The organism is Spirosoma luteum DSM 19990 (assembly GCF_000374065.1).
GTDB classification, from domain to species: domain Bacteria; phylum Bacteroidota; class Bacteroidia; order Cytophagales; family Spirosomataceae; genus Spirosoma; species Spirosoma luteum.
Window position 1 is genome coordinate 1 of the sequence record NZ_KB893266.1, and the last position, 23336, is coordinate 23336.

Sequence of the window (23336 nt, forward strand, 5' to 3'; positions counted from 1 at the left end):
AGACGCTAGTGCAAGCTATGCCCTTTAGGGCAAGGCTTTAGCTTCTACAAATGTGGGCTAAATTTGGGGATGCAAACTCTACGAAAAGGTAGTCATAGTGTTCACCAACTACAGGCTCATATCGTGTGGAGCACCAAGTATCGGTACGAAGTGTTGCGGGGCGATATTNAAGTACGTTGCCGGGAATTAATTCGTCAGACTTGCGATACACTGGATGTTCAGATTTTAAAGGGTGTTGTGAGTAAAGATCATATTCACCTTCACGTAAGTTATCCGCCCAAGTTGAGTATCAGTGACATGTTGAAACGGTTGAAGGGCCGCAGTGCTAAAGTCTTACTGGAAGAGTATTCAGAACTTAAGAAGCGGTATTGGGGCGGCCATTTATGGGGTATCGGATACGGTGTTTGGAGTACAGGTAACATAACTGATGAGATGATTCAGCAATATTTAGACCATCATAAAGAGGGCCCTAACAGTGACCAGAATTTCATTCTGGAATAAGAATACACTTGAGTGTAGGGTTTCAATAGGCTTCAGCCTACCCCTCAACGGGCTTTAGCCATCTTGTCAACCTATGGGTTTTTAACCCATAGTATTTGAGTAAATCCCTGCCGGTTTCCCGTCATTCCGGGTCTATCTTTGGTAACACGTCAATGAACAACTATGCAACCATCCGAAGAGGCAATTCGTGAGCAACAGCAGGCCGTCTGGAATCAGTTCTCGCCCGGCTGGAAAAAATGGGACGACTTTATGATGCAGTTTCTGCGCCCAATGGGAGCGGCCATTGTCAACGCCCTTGAACTGCAACCTACTGACGCCGTGCTGGACATTGCGACCGGTACGGGTGAGCCGGGTCTGACCATAGCCTCCCTCGTTCCGGATGGCACCGTTATCGGAACGGATCTCTCCGAAGGCATGCTGGCTACGGCGGGGAAAAAGCGCAACGCCTGGGCCTGCATAATTTCCGGACCCAACAGGCGGATGTCAATGCGTTGCCGTTTGAGGCCGACCAGTTCGATGCCGTGAGTTGCCGGATGGGATTCATGTTCTTCCCGTCGATGGAGGGAGCCGCCCGTGAAATGGTTCGGGTACTCAAACCGGATGGGCGGCTGGCCACGTCCGTGTGGGGAGGGCCGGCTGAGAATCCCTGGATAAGTCTGCTGATGGGCATTATCAATCGGCGGCTGGAACTCCCCGCCCCACCGCCCGGTGCGCCGGGCATGTTCCGGTGTGCCAACCCGGGACTGATTGCGGGCTTACTGGAAGCAGCGGGTTTGTCGGACGTGAAAGAAACGGTACTATCGGGTGAGGTACTATTCGACAGCCCCGATTTTTTCTGGACCAACATGAATGAGATAGCCGCTCCGGTGGTTCATGCGCTGGGCAAGGCCAGCCCGGAAATCGTACAGCAGGTGAAGGACGATACGTTCGAACAACTCCGGGCGCGGTACGGAACCGGAACGCTGGCCCTGCCCTACAGCACTCTGATTATTCAGGGACGCAAAAAATAATAAGTCAGTTGGTGCCGGTATCGACCCTGCTATCCGCTTCGTTCCCGAAGCGGATAGCAGGGTCTGCCATAGGGTGGGTTACCAGTTTGCAAACAGCGACAGGATGACCCTTTCTGGCGGAATATGCTGCCAATCTGACAGCAATTTACGTAAGTTGAACAGGCTGGCATTTGTATTGATAGACAGGTTGTATCTGTCAGTTTATACAGAACAAGCAAAGAAACTAAATCCAGTTATGGGAAAGATTATTGGTATTGACTTAGGCACCACGAACTCGTGCGTGGCTGTGATGGAAGGCAACGAGCCGGTTGTAATCCCCAACTCTGAGGGTGCCCGCACAACCCCTTCGGTAGTGGCTTTTATGGACAACGGTAACGGCGAACGCAAAGTAGGCGCTCCCGCCAAACGCCAGGCCATCACTAACCCGAAACATACAATTTCCTCCATCAAGCGTTTCATGGGCAAACGCTTCGGTGAGGTGACGAATGAAATTAAAAACGTCGCGTACGACGTAGAGAACGGACCAAACGGGACGCCCCGCGTTAGAATCGGCGACCGTCAATATACCCCGCAGGAGCTCTCGGCCCTGATTCTGCAGAAGATGAAGCAGACTGCCGAAGATTACCTGGGTCAGACGGTAACCGAAGCCGTTATTACGGTACCGGCTTATTTTAACGATGCCGAGCGTCAGGCAACCAAAGAAGCCGGACAAATTGCCGGCCTCGATGTAAAACGAATCATCAACGAGCCAACCGCTGCCGCACTGGCCTACGGTCTGGATAAAACGAACAAGGATCAGAAAATCGCCGTATTCGACTTAGGTGGCGGTACGTTCGATATTTCGATTCTGGAACTGGGTGATGGCGTGTTTGAAGTGAAAGCAACCGACGGTGATACGCACCTGGGTGGCGACGACTTCGACCAGGTGATCATCGACTGGCTGGCCGACGAGTTCAAGAAAGATGAAGCCATTGACCTGCGTCAGGACCCAATGGCCCTGCAACGCCTGAAGGAAGCCGCCGAAAAAGCAAAAGTTGAACTGTCGAGTTCCAACTCGACGGAAATCAATCTGCCGTATATCATGCCGGTGAATGGTATTCCCAAGCACCTGGTGCGGACACTGAGCCGGGCTAAATTTGAGCAGCTGGCCGATTCGCTGATTCAGCGGAGCCTGGAGCCTTGCCGTAAAGCCCTGAAAAATTCCGGTCTATCGGCCAGCCAGATCGACGAAGTCATTCTGGTCGGTGGTTCAACCCGGATTCCGAAAGTGCAGGAGGAAGTTGAGAAACTGTTTGGCCGCAAGCCCTCCAAAGCCGTCAACCCCGACGAAGCCGTAGCCATTGGTGCTGCCATTCAGGGTGGTGTATTGACGGGTGAGGTGAAAGACGTACTGTTGCTCGACGTTATCCCGCTCTCGCTGGGTATCGAAACGATGGGTGGCGTATTTACCAAGATGGTGGATGCCAACACGACGATTCCGAGCAAAAAAGTAGAAACCTACTCGACTGCCTCGGACAACCAGCCGAGTGTGGAGATCAATATATTGCAGGGCGAGCGTCCCATGGCGGCTCAAAACCGTCAGTTAGGCCGGTTTATCCTGTCCGACATTCCACCGGCTCCGCGGGGCGTTCCCCAGATCGAAGTAACGTTCGACGTGGATGCCAACGGTATCCTGCACGTGACGGCTAAAGATAAAGGTACGGGTAAAGAGCAGAAAATCCGGATTGAAGCATCGAGCGGATTGACCGAAGCCGAAATCAACCGGATGCGTGAAGAAGCGAAAGCCAACGAAGCAGCTGATAAAGCCGAGCGTGAATCCATCGAGAAAGTCAACGCGGCCGACTCGATGATTTTCCAGACGGAGAAGCAACTAAAAGAGTACGGTGACAAACTGTCGGAACCCAACAAGACGGCCATTGAAGGAGCACTGGCGAATCTGCGCACGGCGCACGCTTCCCGTGATGCAGCCGCCATCGACACCGCGCTTGAAGGGCTGAATGCGGCATGGGCCACGGCCTCGCAGGAAATGTACAACACTACGGGCGGTGCCGGAGCCAATCCAATGGACGGAGCCGCCGGTTTCGACGGGGGCAACGCCAACCCCGGAAATGCCGGACAGGGCCAGCCCGAAGGTGACAACGTTTCGGACGTACCGTACGAAGAAGTGAAGTAATCTGAATTATAAATAGAAAAGCCCCGCTGAGGAAACTTAGCGGGGCTTTTTTGTTTGATGGCACGTATAAATTCTTCTGACTACTCTAAATTCTGAGGTATATAAGTAAGCCGCTTTCTTTGTTTTGGCAACTCGATAAATAGAGCTCTGATAGTGGCAAAGTATATTGTGTTTATACTTTATTTAGAAGGCGGAAACCGACCCATACAACTGATTTATCAACCTACAAATCTTTTCTTATTGATCTCTCAACCTCCTCTAACAAGTTTATATCGGTTGTAAATTCGTTGATAATTTCTTCTAAAACGCCCAAGGTTTCTTTTTTTGCCTTGACATACATAGTTGTCATTTGAGGGGTGGTAGCCACAGCCTCTTTCATCAAGTTTATATGTCCTAAAACGCCTATAGTAGTTTCTTTTAAATTTGTCAAATGTCCTAATAAAATCGCCTTTTCTTCTGTATCATTAGTGAGAGTATTATGCAGGCTCAATACTATGTAGTAATATTTGATTAAAATCTTTTGTTGTTTGTTTAATTTAGGTAGTTCGTCTCTTGTTTTTTTATTGTAGGCAAACATATTATTTGCTAATTCATCAACTATTTTCTTCAACTCTCTCATTTTACTTGATTCATCCAAGCCTGCTGTCAAATAAATTCTTTCTGTTTTTTTACTTAATTGTTTTCCTAAAATATCTAAATGACTTGTCATTTTACTGAAAATTCCCTGTAGTACGACGGATTCTTTCAATGTGGCATCTAGAGCCTCTAAATACCCAATATCTTCTATATCAGGTTCTTCTGTATTAGACCCAGTAACCACGTGTGCTTGTAAATATTCCTCTTTAACATTTACAACAATAGGTAAAGATGTTTCAAAGCCTTTTAGAACTGAAATTAAGTTAAGTCTAACTAATTGCTCAAATTCATCAACTTGATTAAATTCTTTGTAGTATACTCCTTGACCTGATAATTGCTTTTGAAACCCTTTTATCTTAGTTAAACCTTCTAAATCAATGTCTTTTAGAGATAAGGGTGTCGTTTTGAAATAAAATAGTACTTCAACTTCTTTTGGGTTGGCTTTATGTTTTTCAAAGGCTCTTTCAAATTCCTCTTTAGTACCAGATTCTGACCTTCCCGTTGGAGAACCAAATCTACCCCACATTATCCCAATGAAAATATCATAACTATCTGCAATTTGTCTATTGATAACATCTTGCGCATCAACTCCAATTGAAGGATAAGTATGAGTTTCCCATGCAACTAGTTCAAGTTTAATCCCATTTATAGCATAGTTTCCTAAATTGATTTCGTCAACAACCTTTTTAACAATTGTTCGCTCTTCTTTAACATCACTAGGTGAGGCCAAGAACAATTTGTAAAGAGTGATAATTGTAGGCATGAATACGTTAGATTGGTTAGCATTGATTAAACAGAAAGATACAAAGAAACTTTTATTGATCCGTGAGTAAGTCTGTAAATTTTATAGCTGATTGGTGTGGCTTTAGAGACCATTCGGCAACTTCTATTAAGCAACAACTTTACGAACTAATTCACGCATCAATAACGTACAGTTACCAATCTGAATCAGGTTAAAGCAACTTATGAGATTACCACTGGCGGATTAGCCAAACCAACTTTGGTAAAGGCTGATTTTTGGTACGAAATGCGGGAACGTTTCGATAGGAGTGAACAGACCCAATAGGAAATATTGGCACTCCTTCGGGAAAGGCTGAAATAATAAAAGGCTCTGCTGGATAGCAGAGCCTTTTATATAGCTACTTTCTCTTATTTAGCGACGCTCAGTGCCCGCAGTTCGGCTTGTCGTTCCGGATCGCCCAACCTCGCTACTTCGCCAATCACAATGATGGCCGGGTTGTCGATAGCCCGTTCGTTTACCCGGTCGACAATCGTGTTTACCCGGCCGAAAACGGTGCGCTGTTCGGGCAGGCTGCCGTTCTGGATAATGGCAACAGGGGTATCGGCTTTGCCACACCGGTCAAACGTGGCCATGATGTCGGCCAGTTTGTGCATTCCCATCAGGATGACGACCGTCGCCGATGACTGAGCCGCCAGATGCAGGTCTTTCGACAACTTTCCCGCTTTGGTGGTGCCGGTTACCACCCAGAAACTTTCGGATAGCCCCCGCGTGGTGAGGGGAACCCCGGCAAGGGCCGGTACGGCGTAACTGCTGGAGAGACCCGGTACAACGGCCGTGTCGATGCCGTGCTGCCGGGCATAGTCAATTTCTTCGTACCCCCGTCCAAACACGAAGGAGTCGCCCCCTTTCAGCCGGACCACGTGGCCGTACTGCTGGGCGTAATGCACGATCAGCGGGTTGATGTCTTCCTGCACGCAGGAGTAGGCACCCCGGCGCTTACCTACGTATACTTGCAAAGCATCGGGGCGGCAGTAGTTGAGCAAATCGGGGTGGACCAGGGCGTCATACATCACCACATCGGCCTGTTGTAAGGCCCTGATGCCTTTCACCGTTATCAAATCCGGATCACCAGGCCCGGCACCTACGAGGGTAAGTTTCATACTTTCAATGATGAATTATAAATGATGAATTATGAATGACAGCAATAGATGTCGGCTGGCTTCGGCGGCCCGGTCATCATTCATCATTTATAATTCATCATTCGTTTTAAGAGTCTTGCGCCTGCGTTAATACCTGAAGTTCGGGCAGGCCTTCCCGCTCAATCTGATTCTCACGGTATTCCTGAATGGCTTCCAGGAAGGCTTCGGCCTGGGCAATGAACCGACGGGCAAACGCTTCAGAGGGTTCCTCTTTGTTAATACTAAACACCAGCGTTTTGAACTCGCCTTCGGTCTGGTGAAAATCAGGTTCACCAACAAACGTTTTGTCGAAGTCGCTGACAATACCGTGCTGGGTATTAGTCGGAACATCGCGACTCATCAAACCCGCCCGGGCACCGGTGATGTACACGTTATAGGTGTGGTAGAGGGCATCGGCCCAGCGGCTTTCTGCCAGGGCTTCCCGCGCCCAGCCGAGCTTTTCGCTGGCTTCGGTCAGGGTCGTGGCGACCAGGTCGATAAGTACGCTGGCACATTCGCCCACACCCACCTCCGTCACGTACTGTTCGGTATGGTCCCAGTCGATATAGTCACTGTCGACAAGGGTTTTCAGGTCGGCCAGGGGTTTTAGTAACTGGTAGAAGTAGTTTTTCCCCTGCCGGGCGTAGTAGTCGCTGTAGTACTCACCATCGAGGGTATTAGCCTCAAAATCGCGCAGGAGATACCGTAACGAGTCGGGACCCCGTTTGGCGGGTACTTTGATCACTTTATCGGCAATCAGCCCTTCACCCTTGCCGTTGAATCCGCCACCCAGCAGCACCTGTAACGCCGGTAGCACGTAAGCGCCGTTCTTCAGCGACGAACCGTGGTACCCAATGTTGGCTACCGAGTGCTGACCGCAGCCGTTCATGCAACCCGAAATCTTGATTTTTATGTCGTCGTTGAAAACCAGGTCCGGAAACTCATCCTGCATCATCCGTTCCAGGGCCCGGGTAATGCCGTAGCTACTCGTAATACCCAGATTACAGGTGTCGGTGCCGGGGCAGGTCGTAATATCGGCGGTGGTATCGAAACCGGGCTGGGCCAGCCCCAGTACCTTAAGACTTTCGTACAAAGCCGGTAAATCCTCGGGTTTGATGAACCGGAGCAGGTACCCCTGATTCACCGTCACCCGGATGTCGTCGGCCGCGTATTGCTTCACCAGCTGCGCCAGGGCGCGGGCCGTGTCCGAATCCATATCGCCCAGCAGCACGCGCAACTGCACGGCGTACCAGCCCGCCTGTTTCTGCTCGAACACGTTCGTTTTCAGCCAGCTGTTGTAGGCCTCATTGCCCGCAACCGGCTGAGCGGTTGGCGCATCGGGCCGTGCGGCCGGCGGGATAGCGAAAAGAGCGTTTACGCCGGTTTCGGCAACGGTATATGATTTCACCCGAAGGGCCGGGGTTTCGTCGGCAACCCGGCGCAGAAATTCCTCGAGGCCAATGTCGTTCATCAGGTATTTCATGCGGGCTTTGTGCCGCTTCTGCCGTTCGCCGTAGCGGTCAAACACGCGGATAACGCCTTCAATAAATGGAATGACCCGGTCTTCTTCCAGAAATTCGAAAGCCGTCTGGGCCGAAAAAGGCTGGGCACCCAGCCCGCCCCCCAGCATGACCTTAAACCCACGCTGGCCATCCTGTATCCGGGCTACCAACCCCACATCGTGCATGTAGCCGTACGCCGAATCCTTTTCGCTGGACGACAGCGAAATCTTGAACTTCCGCCCCATATCCTGACAAATGGGATTCCGCAGGAAATAGTCGAAAACAGCGTGGGCGTAGGGCGTAATATCAAAGAGTTCCTCCGGGTCGATACCCGCCCGGGCCGACCCCGTCACGTTCCGAACGGTGTTACCACAGGCTTCTTTCAGCGTTATGCCGGCATCTTCCAGCTCCGCCCAGAGTTGGGGCGAGTCTGCCAGTTTGACGAAGTGCAACTGGATATCCTGCCGGGTAGTGGCGTGGAGGTTACCCGTAGCAAATTTATCGGACAAATCAGCGATCCGAATCAACTGACCGGCCGTAATGCGTCCGTGCGGAAGCTTGATGCGAATCATCTGCACCCCCGGTTGCCGCTGGCCGTATACACCCCGCGTTAGTCGAAATTTACGGAACGCTTCCTCCGCCATATCCCCCTGGCTAAACGAACTGATTTTCTGTTCCAGGTCCAGAATATCGCGCCGGGCGGCTTTACTTATCGTATCCGTGAGTTGAATCGCCATTGCTTATGTGTTTTCTATAGAATTAATCAACTGATTTAGTAAACCGAAACGCCGGATAGCCCCGGCGCCTGATGCCCACACAAAGATAAACCCGGTGCCCCGTAATAAGTGCGGGTAATGCCCAACTTGTGCTTATGGACTATAATCAGTAGTTATGCTTTTTCGCGCTTCCTGTTCCGGTCTGCAGGCACTGCTTTAAGGGGTTGGTAAGCCCGGCAGATTTGTATAAACAGGGGGAATATGGGTAATAACTAATTTACGATCAGTCTGTTTTGTTGCCTTTTGGATGCGGGAATAGTGTAAGCCGTTGTCCGGGGTAAAGTCTGAAGCGCTGGATGGCTAATCTTATTTTAATGTTCAGGGTTACCTGAACGCACTAAATGAGTCAGAAATAGCAAAACAGCGTTGCCTGGTTACCTCTATTGAAAAATTAGTGACGAATAATGACGATTGATTGTGGCTCCTGTACGGTGCGTTCGTGGCAATATGGCGATGAGGAAACCCTCCCCCGGCACGCCAGCAACTATACTATATGGCTTAACCTGCGCGACACATTTCCGCATCCGTACACGCTGGCCGATGCCCAGCGCTGGATTCAGTACGTCGTCGATCCGGCACTGGAGACCAACTTCGCCATCGACGTAGCGGGGGAGGCCGTGGGAAATATCGGTCTGCGCGTAGGGGAGGACATTGACCGGTATTCGGCCGAAGTGTGGTACTGGCTGGGCGAACAGCACTGGGGCCGGGGCATTATTACAGCCGCCCTGACCGCTATTACCAACATCGCTTTTTCTGAGCTCTCGCTGCTGCGGGTCGAAGCCATACCGTTCGCCCGTAATACCGCGTCGATCAGGGTACTCGAAAAAGTGGGGTATCAGCGGGAAGGTCTACTGCGCTGGAGTGCCGTGAAGGAAGGCATTGCCCTGGACAAAGTAGTTTATTCCTACACCTCCGACGATTGGCTGACCGCTCAGGCAGCCAATGGCTGATATTGATGAGTACCCGGTATGCCGGGGTAGAATAGTTTGATACGAACGTGCCAATATAGTGTAGTGATGGATAACCAGCCGCCGATGCCAATACCCGTTTCTTACCCGAAGGATAAAACAATTGTCGATTTATTCGTCGCCCAGGCCCGAAAAACCCCCGGTCATACGGCTGTCATATTCGGAGATACTCACCTTACGTATCGGGAACTGGACGAGCAATCCAATCAGCTTGCCCACGCATTACGGCGTCTGGGCGTGGTAGAGGAAACGCTCGTTCCCATTTGTCTGCACCGCTCCCCGGCGATGCTGGTCGGGATACTGGGTATCCTCAAAGCGGGTGGCGCCTACGTGCCGATCGACCCCGATTACCCGGCCGACCGGATTGCGTATATGCTGGACGATCTGAAAAGCAGTGTATTGGTAACTGATACTATATCCCGTTCAGTATTGTTTGCCTCCAATGAGTTAACCCATACGCTTTGCCTCGACGAAGCCGGGTCAACCCTGGAGCGGGAGGCAAAAGACGCGGTTCCCAACGAATTAACGCCCCGGAATGCAGCGTACGTCATTTACACATCCGGCTCAACCGGGCGGCCCAAGGGGGTACTGATTGAACATGAAAACGTGGTGCGGCTCTTCCTGACCGATTCGCCCCTGTTCGACTTTTCTGACCGGGATGTGTGGACCATGTTTCACTCGTTCTGTTTCGATTTCTCGGTCTGGGAGATGTACGGCGCGTTATTGTTCGGCGGGCGACTGGTTATCGTGCCGAAAGAAACGGCTAAAGATGCCGCTCAGCTCGGTGCGCTGCTGATTCGGGAAGGGGTTACTGTACTGAACCAGACCCCATCGGCTTTTTATACGTTGCAGGATGCCCTGGTGGGTACGGTTGACAGGGTTTCGGTTCGCTACGTTATTTTCGGGGGTGAGGCCTTGAACCCGGCCAAGCTGAAACCCTGGCACCGGGCCTACCCGACCTGTCAGCTTATAAACATGTACGGTATCACCGAAACAACCGTACACGTCACGTATCTGGCCCTTCAGCCCGAACACCTCGACCATACCACCAGCCTGATCGGCAAACCCATTCCTACGTTAACTACCTACGTACTCGACAGCGCGCAGCAACCGACGCCGATTGGCGAGCCGGGCGAATTGTACGTTGGGGGAGCGGGACTGGCCCGGGGCTACCTGAACCAGCCCGAACTGACAGCCAGCCGGTTTATACCGAATCCCTTTAGCCTGGAGCCGGGCGACCGGCTGTACCGAAGCGGGGATCTGGCCCGCCAGTTGCCCGACGGCGGACTCGATTATTTGGGACGTATCGACGAACAGGTTAAAATAAGGGGTTACCGGATTGAACTGGGTGAAGTGGAGAATGCCCTGCTTCAGTACCCGGGCGTAAAACACGCCGTTGTGGTTGCCAGCGAGGATAAAGAAGGCAGTAAACGGCTGGTCGGCTATGTAGTGATGGCGGACGGGTTCGACCGCAAGGCGATCCGTACGTTTTTGCAGACCACCCTGCCCGACTATATGGTACCGGCCCTCCTGGTGCCCATCGACCGGATACCGCTGACCAGCAACGGGAAGGTCGACCGGAAAGCACTGCCTAATCCCGATGCATCGGAACTGCTGACGGATGCCTACCGGGCACCGGGTACAAAAACCGAGGAGACGCTGGCGGCCGTGTGGAAAACCGTGCTGAACGTGAAACGGGTAGGCACGCACGACAACTTCTTTGAACTGGGCGGGGATTCACTGCTGGCCGTTAAAACCGTAGCCGCGCTGAAACAAACGCTCCAGCTGGACATCCCCATTACCAAGCTCTACCAGTTTCCGACGGTACATGGACTGGCGGACTTTTTGACCGGGCATAAGAAGGGACCAGCGCCGGCCGTTAAGCAGGACTTATCCGATAAGCCGGACAAGGCAACGGGTGACGTCGCCGTTATTGGCATGGCGGGGCGTTTTCCGGGGGCCAGCACCATCGACGCGTTGTGGACGGTACTGACCGAGGGACGGGAAACCACCCGGTTCTTTGCGGATAACGAACTGGATGCAACAGTGCCCGCCGATGTAACCGGTGATCCGGCCTACGTAAAGGCCAGAGGGATCATCGACCAGGCCGATCAGTTCGACGCCCATTTTTTCGGACTGAATGAAAAACTGGCCGCGGTGATGGATCCCCAGCAGCGGATATTTCTGGAGATTAGCTGGGAGCTGCTCGAAAAAACGGGGTATTTACCCCAGCAGTATACCGGGACCGTTGGGGTCTGGGCGGGTTGTGGGAACAACACGTATTACCTGAATAATGTACTGGCCAACCAGCAGGCGGTTAGCGACATTGGTTCGTTCCAGGCCATGACCGTTAATGAGAAGGACTTTATCGCGTCCCGAACGGCCTACCAGCTCAACCTGACCGGTCCGGCCGTCAGTGTGTATTCGGCCTGTTCAACCTCACTACTGGCGATTACCCAGGCCGTTGAGAGTCTGCGTACCGGTCAGTGCGACGTAGCCATTGCCGGGGGAGCCAGTATCACGGCCCCCATCCACAGCGGTCACCTGTACGAAGAGGGGGCCATGCTGAGCCGCGATGGACACTGTACGCCTTTCGATGCCAACGCGGGCGGGACGGTGTTCAGCGATGGAGCGGGTGTAGTACTGCTTAAAGCCCGCGAAGCCGCCGAGCGCGATGGCGACCCGATCTTCGCGCTCATCAAAGGGGTAGGTGTCAATAATGACGGGGGGGGGAAAGGGAGCTTTACCGCCCCGAATGCCGAAGGACAGGCGGGAGCTATCCGCCGGGCCCTCGATGATGCCCGAATCGACCCGGCTACCATCAGCTATGTTGAAACGCACGGGACGGCTACACCCCTCGGCGACCCGATAGAAATCGACGGACTGACCATGGCCTTCGGCGAGCAACCCATTAATCAGTTCTGCGCCATTGGTTCCATAAAAAGCAACATGGGGCACCTGACGGCTGCGGCCGGGGTGGCGGGTCTGATCAAAACTACCCTGGCCCTGCACCATAAAAAGATTCCGGCGTCGCTGGGCTTTCAAACCCCTAACCCCGTTATCGACTTTGCCAACAGCCCCTTTAAAGTCAATACGACCTTAACCGACTGGGTAGCAGACCCGGCGTGGACTCGCCAGCCAAATCCATCAGAACGCCGGGGTGAAACCTTCAAACCGCATCCGCGCCGGGCGTATCCACGCCGGGCAGGTGTCAGTTCGTTTGGGGTGGGGGGGACCAATGTTCACGTGGTGCTGGAAGAATACGAAGGTCACTCTGTTGCGCCGGAGCCGGTTGTCGCGTCGCGCCCGGTTCAGTTGGTCACCTGGTCGGCCAAATCCGCCAACAGTCTCGAACAATACGCCATTCAACTGGCGGAACAGCTTCGCCAGCAGCCGTCGCTACAGCCCGGCGATGTGGCGTTTACTCTCCAAACGACGCGTCCCGCGTTCAGCCACCGTCGGTTTTTGCTTGCATCCACTACGGACGAACTCAGTAGGGGATTGTCGGCCCCCACCGGTGCTCCGGCTGGTACATCTGCCGGCCCCGGCATGCTGCTGGAAAAACCCGGTGAAGTAGTTTTCCTGTTTCCCGGTCAGGGGTCACAGTACCTGAATATGGGCCGTGAACTGTACCGGCACGAAGCCGTGTACCGGCAGGCGGTCGATACCTGCGCCGACTTTCTGCTGCCGCTGCTGGGCCAGGATATCCGACAGATACTGTATGCCGAAACGAGTTTGACCGCCGTAGACCCGGTGGCTATCGAACGACTGAAAAACACCCGGTATACCCAGCCCGCCCTATTCATTACAGAGTACGCGCTGGCCAGTTTGTGGCTAAGCTGGGGCATCCAGCCGACCATTTATTGCGGGCATAGTATCGGCGAATACGTAGCTGCTCACCTGGCCGGGGTATTCTCGCTGACGGACGCGCTGACCCTGGTGGCAACGCGTGGCAAACTAATCAGCGAATTGCCGAGGGGAAGTATGCTGTCGGTACGGCTGGGCCGGGAGAAGGTGCAGAAACTACTGCCCCCAACCTTATCCATTGCCGCCGTCAACAGCCCTAATCTGTGCGTGGTGGCAGGGCCCGACGAGGATATTGCCGAATTTGCGCGGCAGCTGGATGGGCTGGAAATACCCAGTCGCGTACTGGAAACGAGCCACGCTTTCCACTCGGCCATGATGGACCCCATCCTTGATTCCTTCCGGGCGGTGGTCGAACAGGTTACGCTGCACCGGCCCCGGATGCCAATCGTATCGACCGTGAGCGGAACCTGGCTGACCGATGCGCAGGCGACCAGTCCACGCTACTGGGCTACGCACATGCGGGAAACCGTGCAGTTTTCCGATGCCCTGGAAACCCTGTTCACGGCCGTGCGGCCCCTGTTGCTTGAAGCGGGCCCTGGCACGGTAACGGCTACGCTGGCCCGCCAGCAACTAAAAGGCCGGTCGGTACCCGTCGTGGCGAGTCTGGATTCCCGGCAGGGAGCCAGCTCCGAGTATCAGGCCGTTCTGAACGCACTGGGGCAGCTCTGGCTGGCGGGCGTTGAGCCGGACTGGGCGGCTTTTTACGCCGGACAGGCACTGACCAAAATAGCGTTACCCACCTACGCATTTAACCGAAAACGCTGCTGGATTGATCCTCTGCCCGAAAAAGCAGCGGCATCGCTACCGACAAACCACCTTACATCCGCCGAGGAAACCACTATGACACTTACTACCAGCAGTACGACTATGAGAAAAAAAAGGATAATGGATGACGTACTAGCGGTATTGACGTCAACTGCCGGCATCGAATCGGATGGCCTATCACCAACGATGAGCTTTATCGAACTTGGCCTCGACTCATTAGCCCTGACGCAGGTTTCGTACACCCTGAGAAAAAAATTCGACCTGCCCATTTCGTTCCGGCAGTTAAATAGTGACTACAGTACCCTGGAACGACTGGTCGACTACCTGGCTGAGCAGTTACCGGCCGATGCCTACCAGCCACCCGCCGTTACTGCGTCGATAACATTCCCCCAGCCTTCCGTCTCATCCGATACTGTCCCAACCCCGGCACCCGTAACCCCCGCTCAGGCGCCCAGGCCTTTAGGTGCTATGCCCCAGCTGCCCCCCGTTTCGGTCGGGAGTGATGCGGTGACCAATCTGTTTGCCCAGCAACTACAGATCATTGCCCAGCAAATGGCTTACCTGCAGGGAACCAGTCCGGTAGCCGATCCGGCGACATCGGTAACCCAGCCCGCGCCAGCCCGTAAACCGGACCTTCCTGTGGTCATGCCGTTGCCTGCCAAAGCGGGGCCGGCAACGGCTGAGATTAACTCTGCCCGTACCGATCGTACAGCGACGGTGGTAAAACCTTTTGGGGCCGGTGCCCGGATTGAACGGCAGGTGACGGAATTGACCGATACCCAGAAACAGTTCATCGCCGAATTCACCAACCGGTACACAAAAAAAACAAAAGGCAGCAAGGACTACGCGCAGGAATACCGGACCTGGATGGCCGACCCCCGCGTGGTGACAGGTTTCAAGCCGCTCACTAAAGAGCTGGTATACCCGATCGTTATCGACAAATCCAAAGGCTGTCGCCTGTGGGACATCGACGGGAATGAATACATCGACGTACTGAACGGGTTTGGCTCGACGATGTTTGGTTACCAGCCCGATATGCTCAAAGAAGCGCTGTATGACCAGATTGAAAAAGGATATGAACTGGGGCCTCAGCACAAACTGGCGGGTGAGGTGTGTAAGTTAGTGTGTGAATTCACCGGTTTTGAGCGGGCGGCCCTCTGCAACACCGGCTCGGAAGCCGTAATGGGTACCCTCCGGATTGCCCGAACCGTAACCGGCCGGTCGCTGGTGGTGGTCTTTTCCGGTTCGTACCACGGTGTCTTCGATGAGGTAATCGTGCGCGGGTCCAGTACCTTACAATCCTATCCGGGTGCCCTGGGTATCATGCCCGAATCGGTGCAGAATGTGCTGGTGCTGGAATACGGCACCGACGAGAGCCTGCGGATTATCCGGGAACGGTCGGCAGAGATTGCCGCCGTACTGGTAGAGCCGGTACAAAGCCGTCGCCCTGAATTTAGACCCGTCGACTTTTTGAAGCAGGTCCGCACCCTGACCGAAGCGGGGGGCTCTCTCCTTATTTTCGATGAGGTGATTACCGGTTTCCGGATGCACCCCGGTGGGGCGCAGGCCCTGTTCGGTATCAAAGCGGACCTGGCTACCTACGGTAAAGTAATTGGGGGGGGGCTGCCGATTGGCGTACTGGCGGGTAAAGCAACCTACATGGATGCCCTCGACGGGGGCTTCTGGGAATACGGCGACACCTCGTACCCTCAGGCGGACATAACCTTTTTTGCGGGCACCTTCGTCCGCCACCCCCTGGCACTGGCAGCCGCCAAAACCGTATTGACGTACATGAAAGAAAAAGGACCGGCTCTCCAGAAAGGGTTGACAGGTAAAGCCACCCGACTGGCGGATACGATAAACGGGGCACTGGAGCAGCAGCACCTGCCCCTGTTTGTGGCGCAGTTTGGTTCACTCTGGAAGGTGAAGTTTACGGAGGAGGTGCCTTATGGGGATTTGCTGTTCACGCTGATGCGGGACAAGGGAATCCACATCTGGGATGGGTTTCCGTGCTTTATGACCGAAGCCCACACGGATAACGAGATAAGCCGTATTGCCGACCGGTTTATGGAAAGTATCCATGAAATGATTGACGCGGGTATCCTTACAGCAGGCCGTCCCGTGACAAAGGACATTCCGGAAACCGCATTTGTCGACCTGAACCGTCCCCCCGTGCCCAACGCCAAATTAGGCCGCGACGCAACCGGGAATCCGGCGTGGTTTGTTCAGGACCCTGAGCGATCCGGTAAATACCTGCAGCTGACACCCGATCGCCTTCAGTCACTCGTATAACCTCGTATAAACATATAACCATGCGATAGGACAAGGGACAAGAGTAGTCACAAAACAGTCGTTGACGGCCGTCAATTAAACTACCTCATTGCGCTCACCCGTTGCCTGCCAATCGGTATCCATGGCCCGGAACCGTTCGGCAACGCGCGTTAGAAACTCGGTGTCCAGCATAGTGGGCACCGCATCCGGGGCCAGCAGGTCCATTTCGCTGATCTTATACGTCTGTTCATAGGGCCCCGCTTCGATTTTGACAATATATTTGCCATTCCAGGCGTATAAGCCGATGCGGAACTGGGGAAACTGGGGATGGGGTATGTCCTGGACGAAACGCACGTTGAAGGGAATAATAAATGATGAACGATGAATGATTTTCTACTTAGTACCAATTGGCTCGTAAAAGTAAGCAACTTGCTCCATCGGCTGTTTGTCCGGTCATTCATCATTCATTATTTATCATTCATCCTTAGTGTATCATTGGTTCTCAGTGCCTGTTCCAACGCCGGGGAGGAAGCGGCTCAGTTTTTTCTGAAGGGGAATGTGCAGTTGCAGAAGCGGGAATACACCGAGGCCATCCGGTATTACTCGGAAGCGATTGCCAAAAAGCCCGATTTTGCCGATGCCTATAATAACCGGGGACTGGCCAAATTCAGGAATGACGATCGGGAGGGGGCCTTAGCCGACTATACCCGCGCTATCGATGCTGACCCCGATTTCGGAACGGCCTATTTTAACCGGGCCGAAGTGAGGCTGGAGACCGGCGATGCGGGGGGGAGCGTGGCTGACCTGGAACGCATTGAGAAGCAGTACCGCGACTCTACTTTTTACCAGACGCGCCTGGCGGATGCGTATGTCCGGCTGAACAAAACCGCCCAGGCGCAGGTAGCCTACGACCGGGCACTGCAACTGGACCCCAACAATGTAGAAGCGCTGACCAACCGGGGCGCATTTTATTTTAGTCAGAAGGCCTATGATGCCGCCGGACAGGATGTCCGGCGGGCCTTACAGCTAAACCCGAAACAGGATGCCGCCCTGAACAACCAGAGTCTGCTGCTGGCCCGTGCCGGGAAATACCCGGAAGCCCTGACTTATATCGAACAGGCTTTACGGTTAAAACCCCGGCAACCGTATTACCTGAATAACAAAGCCTATCTGCTTCTGAAGTTGAATCGCCCGGCGGAAGCCCTTCCACTGGTAGAGGAATCCCTCCAGCGTGATAATGAAAATGCCTGGGCGCACCAAACGCTGGGTTTGTACTGGCTGGGACAAAAACAACCCGCAAAAGCACTGCCTGCATTCCGACAGGCCGAAACCCTGGATGCTTCCGTCGATCAACTCTATTACTATATTGGTCTGGCAGAGCTGGCAACCGGAAACAAAGCCCGGGCCTGCGACGCCTGGCAACGGGGGGAATCGGCTGGCGATGAGCAGGCTAAAAAGGAACGGGCTTTGCAGTGCCGGTAGGGGAGACCCCTACAGTTTACTTTCGGGATACATCTTCATTTGTTGAGCCGCCAGAATGGCATACTGCTGCGGGGTCAGAATGGCTTTGTAGTTGTGAACCTTGTCTGTTTCTACCCCTACGGCCAGCGTCCGCAGTTTTTTTTGATTCATGCCCGTCTTCTTCAACTGCTTCACCCCGTCATTATAGGCCACAACGGCATTCGTGATAATCTCTTTGGCTTTGGGCAGTTGCTGATCGGTCAGTTTGAGCCGCTGCCGGTCGGCTTTCAGCACGGATTTGATAATCATACCCACCGTTGCGCCGTTGTTGAGGAAAACAAACTTTTCGTTTTCGACCGATGAGGCCGTAGAGGTGGTTGCGGGTTTTGTCTGGGCCAAAGTTTCGGTATTGATACCCGTCAGGAGGGTTACCAGGGTCCAAAGCAGGAGCGTACGGTTCATCATCATAAAGAATTAAGTTGCTAAAGTAATCAAGTTAAGGGGTTAGATAACTATAACTGTAGTTTTAGTTTATTGCCATTTCTTTTTGCAGGGCTTTCTTGTAAAGCAGAAACTGTTCCTGGTTAACCTGTTTATCCGTACTTAGTTCAAGGAGTTTGGCTGTAGGGCCCGGTGCAAAGAAATCGGGTAGGAGGGACAGCAGGCTTTCCACCGAGTTGCAGACTACGTAGTCGATGTGGGCATCGGCGGCCGTGTTTTTAGCGGTGTACCCGTGGGGTGTTTCAAAATAAGTTTCCAGTTCCGGCTGCCGGTCAGGCCCGTCGATCATCCTGAAAATGTGCCCACCGTCGTTATTGAGCAGGACAATACGAAGGTTAGACGGGATGGGAGCGGACCAGAGGGCGTTGCGGTCGTAGAAGAAAGCAACATCCCCAATGAGCAGGGTCACGAGCTGATCGGTCATGAGCGCGGCTCCCAGGGCTGTACTTAAACAGCCGTCAATCCCACTCACGCCCCGGTTCGCTTCCACCCTGATTTGCTGTTCCTGGGGTATGCCGCACAGATTGGCGTACCGTACCGGCATGCTGTTGGCAACGTGGAGAACAGACCCCTGGGGCAGGTGATCCAGCACCGCCCGGGTGCCCAGCCAATCGGTGAGCGGAGCATCCGGCTGGAACAGAACCGCTTCAACCTGTTGGGCCGCTTTCCAGTCCAGTTTTTGCCACTGATGTAAAAAGTCAGCCGAACCGTCATCATCGTCGCCCTGTAGAAAACGCTGGTAATCGATATCGGTAAATAATTGGTGCAGAAAATCAGCCGGTTTGGCGGGGATAAGCCTGGTCAGGCTCTGGAACGAATCGGGAATGCGGTCGACACTGGGCTGGATATGCCAGTGGCGACGGGCTGCCGCATGCCGAAAAAATGTTTTGAGGTTCCGGGTGAGGAACGAATTGCCGATGGTAATCAGCAGGTCGGGGCGGAGTCTTTCAGCCTGTTCGGGTGTGATACCGGATAGAAACGTATCGGTCCGGGTAATAAACCGGTCGTTGGTGGGCAGGTTACTGATAATTTCTCCAACAATCGGAACCCCGAACTCGTCACTCAGTTTACCGAGTACATCCAGCAGGGCGGGGTCCCGGGGCATCTGCCCAACCGCAATCACAGTCCGTACGCTCTCATCCCATTCGGCCAGTAAATCGTGCCAGGTTGTGCCGGGGATGTTCAGTGAAGGCGGCAGTGTGTCAATTACCCGGACCGGCTCAAAGGTTAAGGCTTCATCCGCAGTCGGGTAAAAGGGTTCCCGCAGCGGTACGTTGATATGAACGGGGCCAGCCGGGGCCAGCGTGGTCAGTGAAACGGCTTCGTTGATGGACCGGTTGATAAACCAGCGGGCATCGGGATGGATATAATCGGCGGGTAAATCGTACCAGCGCTTCACGTGCGCCCCGAACAGATTCCGCTGGTCAATCGTCTGCCCATCCTGCTGGTGCAGCCATTCGTGGGGCCGGTCGGCCGTTAGCAGCAGGAGGGGGACCTGCTGAAAGAACGCTTCAGCAACCGCCGGGGACAAATTATAGACCGCACTGCCCGATGTACAGATAAGGACCACTGGTTTGTGGCTCTGCTGCGCCATCCCCAGAGCCACAAACCCCGCCGACCGTTCGTCGGCCATAACCCGAACCCGCAGCTTGGGGTGTCGGGCAACAGCCAGCGTAAGGGGAGCCGAGCGGGAGCCAGGCGAAACAACCACGTCGGAGATTCCTTTCTGGTAGAGTAATTCGGCTAGATCGACGATGGGCTGGAGAACGGGCATGGATACTGGAACAGCGTGACTGGGTTAATAAAGATGCCAGGGGACGTTTGTTTTGCAAACATAAGCCGGAAAGGGGATGCCCTGTTTTCTTATCGGCAAAGATTTTTAGTTACTTTGTTCCGGAGGAGGGCATAATCAGCCCCAATCATAAACGAAGCCGGGTGCAGGAGCGTTATACTGACTGAAACGTAGCTATTCACCGCACCGCCAACCCGGTCAATCGTACATTTACTCCGTTAACCCTATTCCGAATGAACCGTATAACATTTGAGAACGAAGAAGAAATCCGGATGAAATCCCTGGCGGGAGCCGTTATTATCAACGGTATCCTGATTGCCCTATTGCTCCTGGTCAACCTCACCCAGACGGTCCCCGACCCCCCGCCGATTGAATTTATCGAGGTTAACTTCGGTACGGATGCCCGGGGGAGTGGTAAAATACAGACCTATAACAAGGCATCTGACTCACCCAATGCGGAGGACGTGAAAGCCGCCGAAAAACGCCCCAGCCGCACCGTGGAACCGCCCCGGGTGAACACTCCGCCCCGGGTGGAAAAATCGCGGGTGACACCTTCCCCCAAAGTAGTCGATGCCAAACCCGCCAAAACGCCGACGGAGAAACCCATTATTACCAGTAAAGCCGACGAAAGCCCGGTTACGGCACCCGTGCGCCCCGAACCCAAACGGGTAGAGTCACCCAAAGCCGCGGCCCCGGTCGAACGCCCCGCGCCCCCCACACCCGCCAAAAAGGTGGAAACGGTCAATAACGATGCCCTGTTTAAAAAATCCGGCGGATCCGCCCCGTCGGGAGGGGGAGGCTCCAACGGGACCGTCGGGAAAGCGTCGGGCACCGGTGGCAACAACAACGGCGACGATGCCAGCGGGGTGGGTGACAAAGGCAATCCCAACGGGAAGATAAACGCGAAGGAATTTTACGGTACGCCCGGGGGCTCAGCCACGGGGGTGGCCTTTGATGTATCCGGCTGGTCGATGGCCGGGAGTCCATCTGTAAATGACGGTTCGGATGAAACGGGTAAGATAGTTTTCCAGCTTACCGTAGACGGGAGTGGGGATATCATCAACGTTCGTCAGTTGCAGAGTACGGTCAGTCCCGCCGTTAGTGATTTATACCGAAAGGCGGTTCAGCGGCTAAGGCTGCGGCCCAAAGGCGGGTCAACTCCCCCCACGGCCAAGGGAACCATTACCTTTATTATCAAGGCGAAGTAGATGCAGTACGCCGAAGCACTCGACTATCTCTATAGTCGGCTCCCGGTATTTCACCGGATTGGTCCCAAGGCGCTCAAACCCGGATTAGGCAATACCCTGGCCCTGTGCGACGCAATGGGGAATCCGCACCGGCGGTTTCGCAGCATTCACGTGGCGGGCACCAATGGAAAGGGAAGCTCATCGCACATGCTGGCGGCAATTTATCAGTCGGCGGGGTATCGGGTGGGTCTCTATACGTCCCCGCACCTGAAATCCTTTACCGAGCGAATCCGGCTCAACGGGCAGCCCATGGCGGAGGAGGCCGTAGCGCATTTTGTTACTACCTACCAGACCCTGATCGAATCCATCGAGCCATCTTTCTTTGAGGTTACTGTAGCTATGGCCTTCGATTACTTTGCCCGGCAGCAGGTCGACCTGGCTATTATTGAAACGGGCCTGGGCGGGCGGCTTGATTCGACCAATGTTATTATACCGGAAGCGTCCCTCATTACCAACATTGCCTTCGACCATACGGATATACTGGGGGATACCCTGCCGCAGATAGCGGCTGAAAAAGCGGGTATCATAAAAGCCGGCGTACCGGTTGTAGTAGGTGAATCTAACCCGGTTACCGCTTTAGTATTTAGCCATACGGCGGAGGTATTGCACGCCCCGCTTTCCTTTGCCGATGTACGCTATACCGTTCAGGATAACGGAGTCCAGGCGGGTAAGCGGGAGGTGTTGGTAAAACGACCCGAAGAAAAGGAAGAGCAGGTTTACCAACTCGATTTAGTGGGGAGTTATCAACTTAAGAATCTGCCTGCTGTGCTGGCCATTGTCGATATCCTGCAACCGCTCTGGCCTGTCCCGGCAGAAGCCCGGCGAAACGGATTAGCCAAGGTGAGTGAGCTGACGGGGTTAAAGGGACGATTTCAGACCCTGCAAACTACGCCGATGGTTATTGCTGATACGGCCCATAATGAGGCCGGTTTAGCGGCATTACTGGAAACCATTGCGCCGTTTTCCTACCGGATGTTGCGGATCATATTGGGCCTGGTCGCCGACAAAGACCGGTCCCGATTGCTGGATTCATTACCCCAACAGGCGGTCTATTATTTCTGTCAGGCGCAGACACCCCGCTCCTTGTCAGCTGACCTGTTGCAAACGGAAGCCGCCCACGCCAACCGAATTGGAGCAGCATTTCCCGATGTCAATGTTGCCCTGACGGCGGCCCTTGCCGATGCCTCACCCGACGACCTGATTCTGGTAACGGGCAGTAATTATACCATTGCCGAATTAACGAATCTATAACCGTGACACGAAGAAAAACCCACCGCTTTCTGCAAAATGCCGAAAGTCCGAATGTTATTGAAATAGGTAAACCCCTCTATAAAACGATTCGCGGTCAATGGCGGTCGGCGTATTTTGGGAATGATAACCCCATCGTTTTAGAGTTGGCCTGCGGCAAGGGGGAGTATACGGTAGGCCTGGCTCAGGCATTTCCCAACACAAATTTTATTGGTGTCGATATTAAAGGGGATCGAATTGCACGGGGCTCCCAGACTGCTCAAACGCTTGGCTTATCGAATGTAGCCTTCCTGCGGACGGACATAAATTTTCTGCAGGAATTTTTTGTGGAGAATGAAGTAAACGAGATATGGATCACTTTTCCCGATCCGCAACCGCGCCCCAAACAGGAAAAGCATCGGCTTACGCACCCTCGTTTTTTATCAATTTATAAACACCTGCTCGTAGCAGGAGGGACGCTTCATTTGAAGACGGATAGTCCCGAACTCTTTTCTTACAGCCTCGAGCAGGTTAAACCAGTCAGCAACAGTTTACAATATACAACTGATCTCTATAACTCCCCCCTGAACCAAATTCACATAGGTATAAAGACACTGTACGAACAACTGTTCTTCGACAAAGGATTTACAATCAACTATTTACAATGTAAAATGGGTGCAGTTTAATAAACTACACCCATTTGTAATTAATTTTAATGA

The 23336-nt window shown here is 53.6% G+C and carries 14 protein-coding genes and 1 pseudogene; 9 read left to right on the forward strand and 6 right to left on the reverse strand.

Annotation, left to right across the window (positions count from 1 at the left end; translation table 11 throughout):
• Positions 1 to 69 precede the first annotated feature (69 nt).
• From tnpA to dnaK, 3 genes and pseudogenes are all read left to right on the forward strand, one after another.
• Positions 70 to 501, forward strand: a complete 432-nt coding sequence (tnpA, locus tag B156_RS0117465) for an IS200/IS605 family transposase (protein ID WP_018620982.1) — start codon at positions 70 to 72, stop codon at positions 499 to 501.
• Between the two features lie 270 nt (positions 502 to 771).
• Positions 772 to 1511 (forward strand): annotated as a pseudogene (locus B156_RS29350) (class I SAM-dependent methyltransferase).
• Between the two features lie 235 nt (positions 1512 to 1746).
• Positions 1747 to 3684, forward strand: coding sequence for a molecular chaperone DnaK (gene dnaK, locus B156_RS0117475; protein WP_018621059.1), 1938 nt, complete (start codon positions 1747 to 1749; stop codon positions 3682 to 3684).
• Positions 3685 to 3907: 223 nt separating this feature from the next.
• Here dnaK and B156_RS30370 read toward each other — a convergent pair whose 3' ends face one another.
• The 3 genes from B156_RS30370 to B156_RS0117490 all read right to left on the reverse strand — a co-directional run bounded on the left by B156_RS30370 (position 3908) and on the right by B156_RS0117490 (position 8479).
• Positions 3908 to 5083 carry a DUF4062 domain-containing protein gene (locus tag B156_RS30370; protein ID WP_018621060.1) on the reverse strand — a complete coding sequence of 392 codons (1176 nt, stop codon included), beginning with the start codon at positions 5081 to 5083 and terminating at the stop codon, positions 3908 to 3910.
• Between the two features lie 386 nt (positions 5084 to 5469).
• Complete coding sequence (gene cobA, locus B156_RS0117485) at positions 5470 to 6222, reverse strand: uroporphyrinogen-III C-methyltransferase (RefSeq protein WP_018621061.1); 753 nt, start codon at positions 6220 to 6222, stop codon at positions 5470 to 5472.
• A gap of 106 nt (positions 6223 to 6328) precedes the next feature.
• Positions 6329 to 8479: a nitrite/sulfite reductase gene (locus tag B156_RS0117490; RefSeq protein ID WP_018621062.1), complete on the reverse strand. Its 2151-nt coding sequence runs from the start codon at positions 8477 to 8479 to the stop codon at positions 6329 to 6331.
• 443 nt (positions 8480 to 8922) lie between these two features.
• Here B156_RS0117490 and B156_RS0117495 point away from each other — a divergent pair, with 443 nt between their 5' ends.
• Positions 8923 to 9468 (forward strand): GNAT family N-acetyltransferase, encoded by a 546-nt coding sequence (locus B156_RS0117495; RefSeq protein WP_018621063.1) that lies wholly within the window; start codon positions 8923 to 8925, stop codon positions 9466 to 9468.
• Positions 9469 to 9552: 84 nt separating this feature from the next.
• On the forward strand, positions 9553 to 16410 hold the full coding sequence (locus tag B156_RS0117500) for a type I polyketide synthase (protein ID WP_018621064.1): 6858 nt from the start codon (positions 9553 to 9555) through the stop codon (positions 16408 to 16410).
• Positions 16411 to 16485: 75 nt separating this feature from the next.
• Here B156_RS0117500 and B156_RS0117505 read toward each other — a convergent pair whose 3' ends face one another.
• Positions 16486 to 16743 carry a hypothetical protein gene (locus B156_RS0117505; protein WP_018621065.1) on the reverse strand — a complete coding sequence of 86 codons (258 nt, stop codon included), beginning with the start codon at positions 16741 to 16743 and terminating at the stop codon, positions 16486 to 16488.
• A 27-nt stretch (positions 16744 to 16770) separates the two neighbouring features.
• On the opposite strand from B156_RS0117505, the gene B156_RS0117510 reads away from it, so the two are divergent.
• Entirely contained in the window at positions 16771 to 17871 is a 1101-nt protein-coding gene (locus B156_RS0117510; protein WP_018621067.1) for a tetratricopeptide repeat protein, read from the forward strand.
• A gap of 9 nt (positions 17872 to 17880) precedes the next feature.
• Here B156_RS0117510 and B156_RS0117515 read toward each other — a convergent pair whose 3' ends face one another.
• Both B156_RS0117515 and menD read right to left on the reverse strand, forming a co-directional pair.
• On the reverse strand, positions 17881 to 18312 hold the full coding sequence (locus B156_RS0117515; RefSeq protein WP_157627086.1) for a hypothetical protein: 432 nt from the start codon (positions 18310 to 18312) through the stop codon (positions 17881 to 17883).
• A gap of 64 nt (positions 18313 to 18376) precedes the next feature.
• Positions 18377 to 20125, reverse strand: coding sequence for a 2-succinyl-5-enolpyruvyl-6-hydroxy-3-cyclohexene-1-carboxylic-acid synthase (gene menD / locus B156_RS0117520; protein WP_018621070.1), 1749 nt, complete (start codon positions 20123 to 20125; stop codon positions 18377 to 18379).
• A 251-nt stretch (positions 20126 to 20376) separates the two neighbouring features.
• Between menD and B156_RS0117525 the strand changes: the two genes are divergently transcribed.
• The 3 genes from B156_RS0117525 to trmB are packed head-to-tail and all read left to right on the forward strand — an operon-like array spanning position 20377 to position 23303.
• Positions 20377 to 21351 (forward strand): hypothetical protein, encoded by a 975-nt coding sequence (locus tag B156_RS0117525; protein WP_018621071.1) that lies wholly within the window; start codon positions 20377 to 20379, stop codon positions 21349 to 21351.
• Positions 21352 to 22641 (forward strand): bifunctional folylpolyglutamate synthase/dihydrofolate synthase, encoded by a 1290-nt coding sequence (locus B156_RS0117530; protein WP_018621072.1) that lies wholly within the window; start codon positions 21352 to 21354, stop codon positions 22639 to 22641.
• Between the two features lie 2 nt (positions 22642 to 22643).
• Positions 22644 to 23303, forward strand: coding sequence for a tRNA (guanosine(46)-N7)-methyltransferase TrmB (gene trmB / locus B156_RS0117535; RefSeq protein ID WP_018621074.1), 660 nt, complete (start codon positions 22644 to 22646; stop codon positions 23301 to 23303).
• The last annotated feature ends 33 nt before the right edge of the window (positions 23304 to 23336 follow it).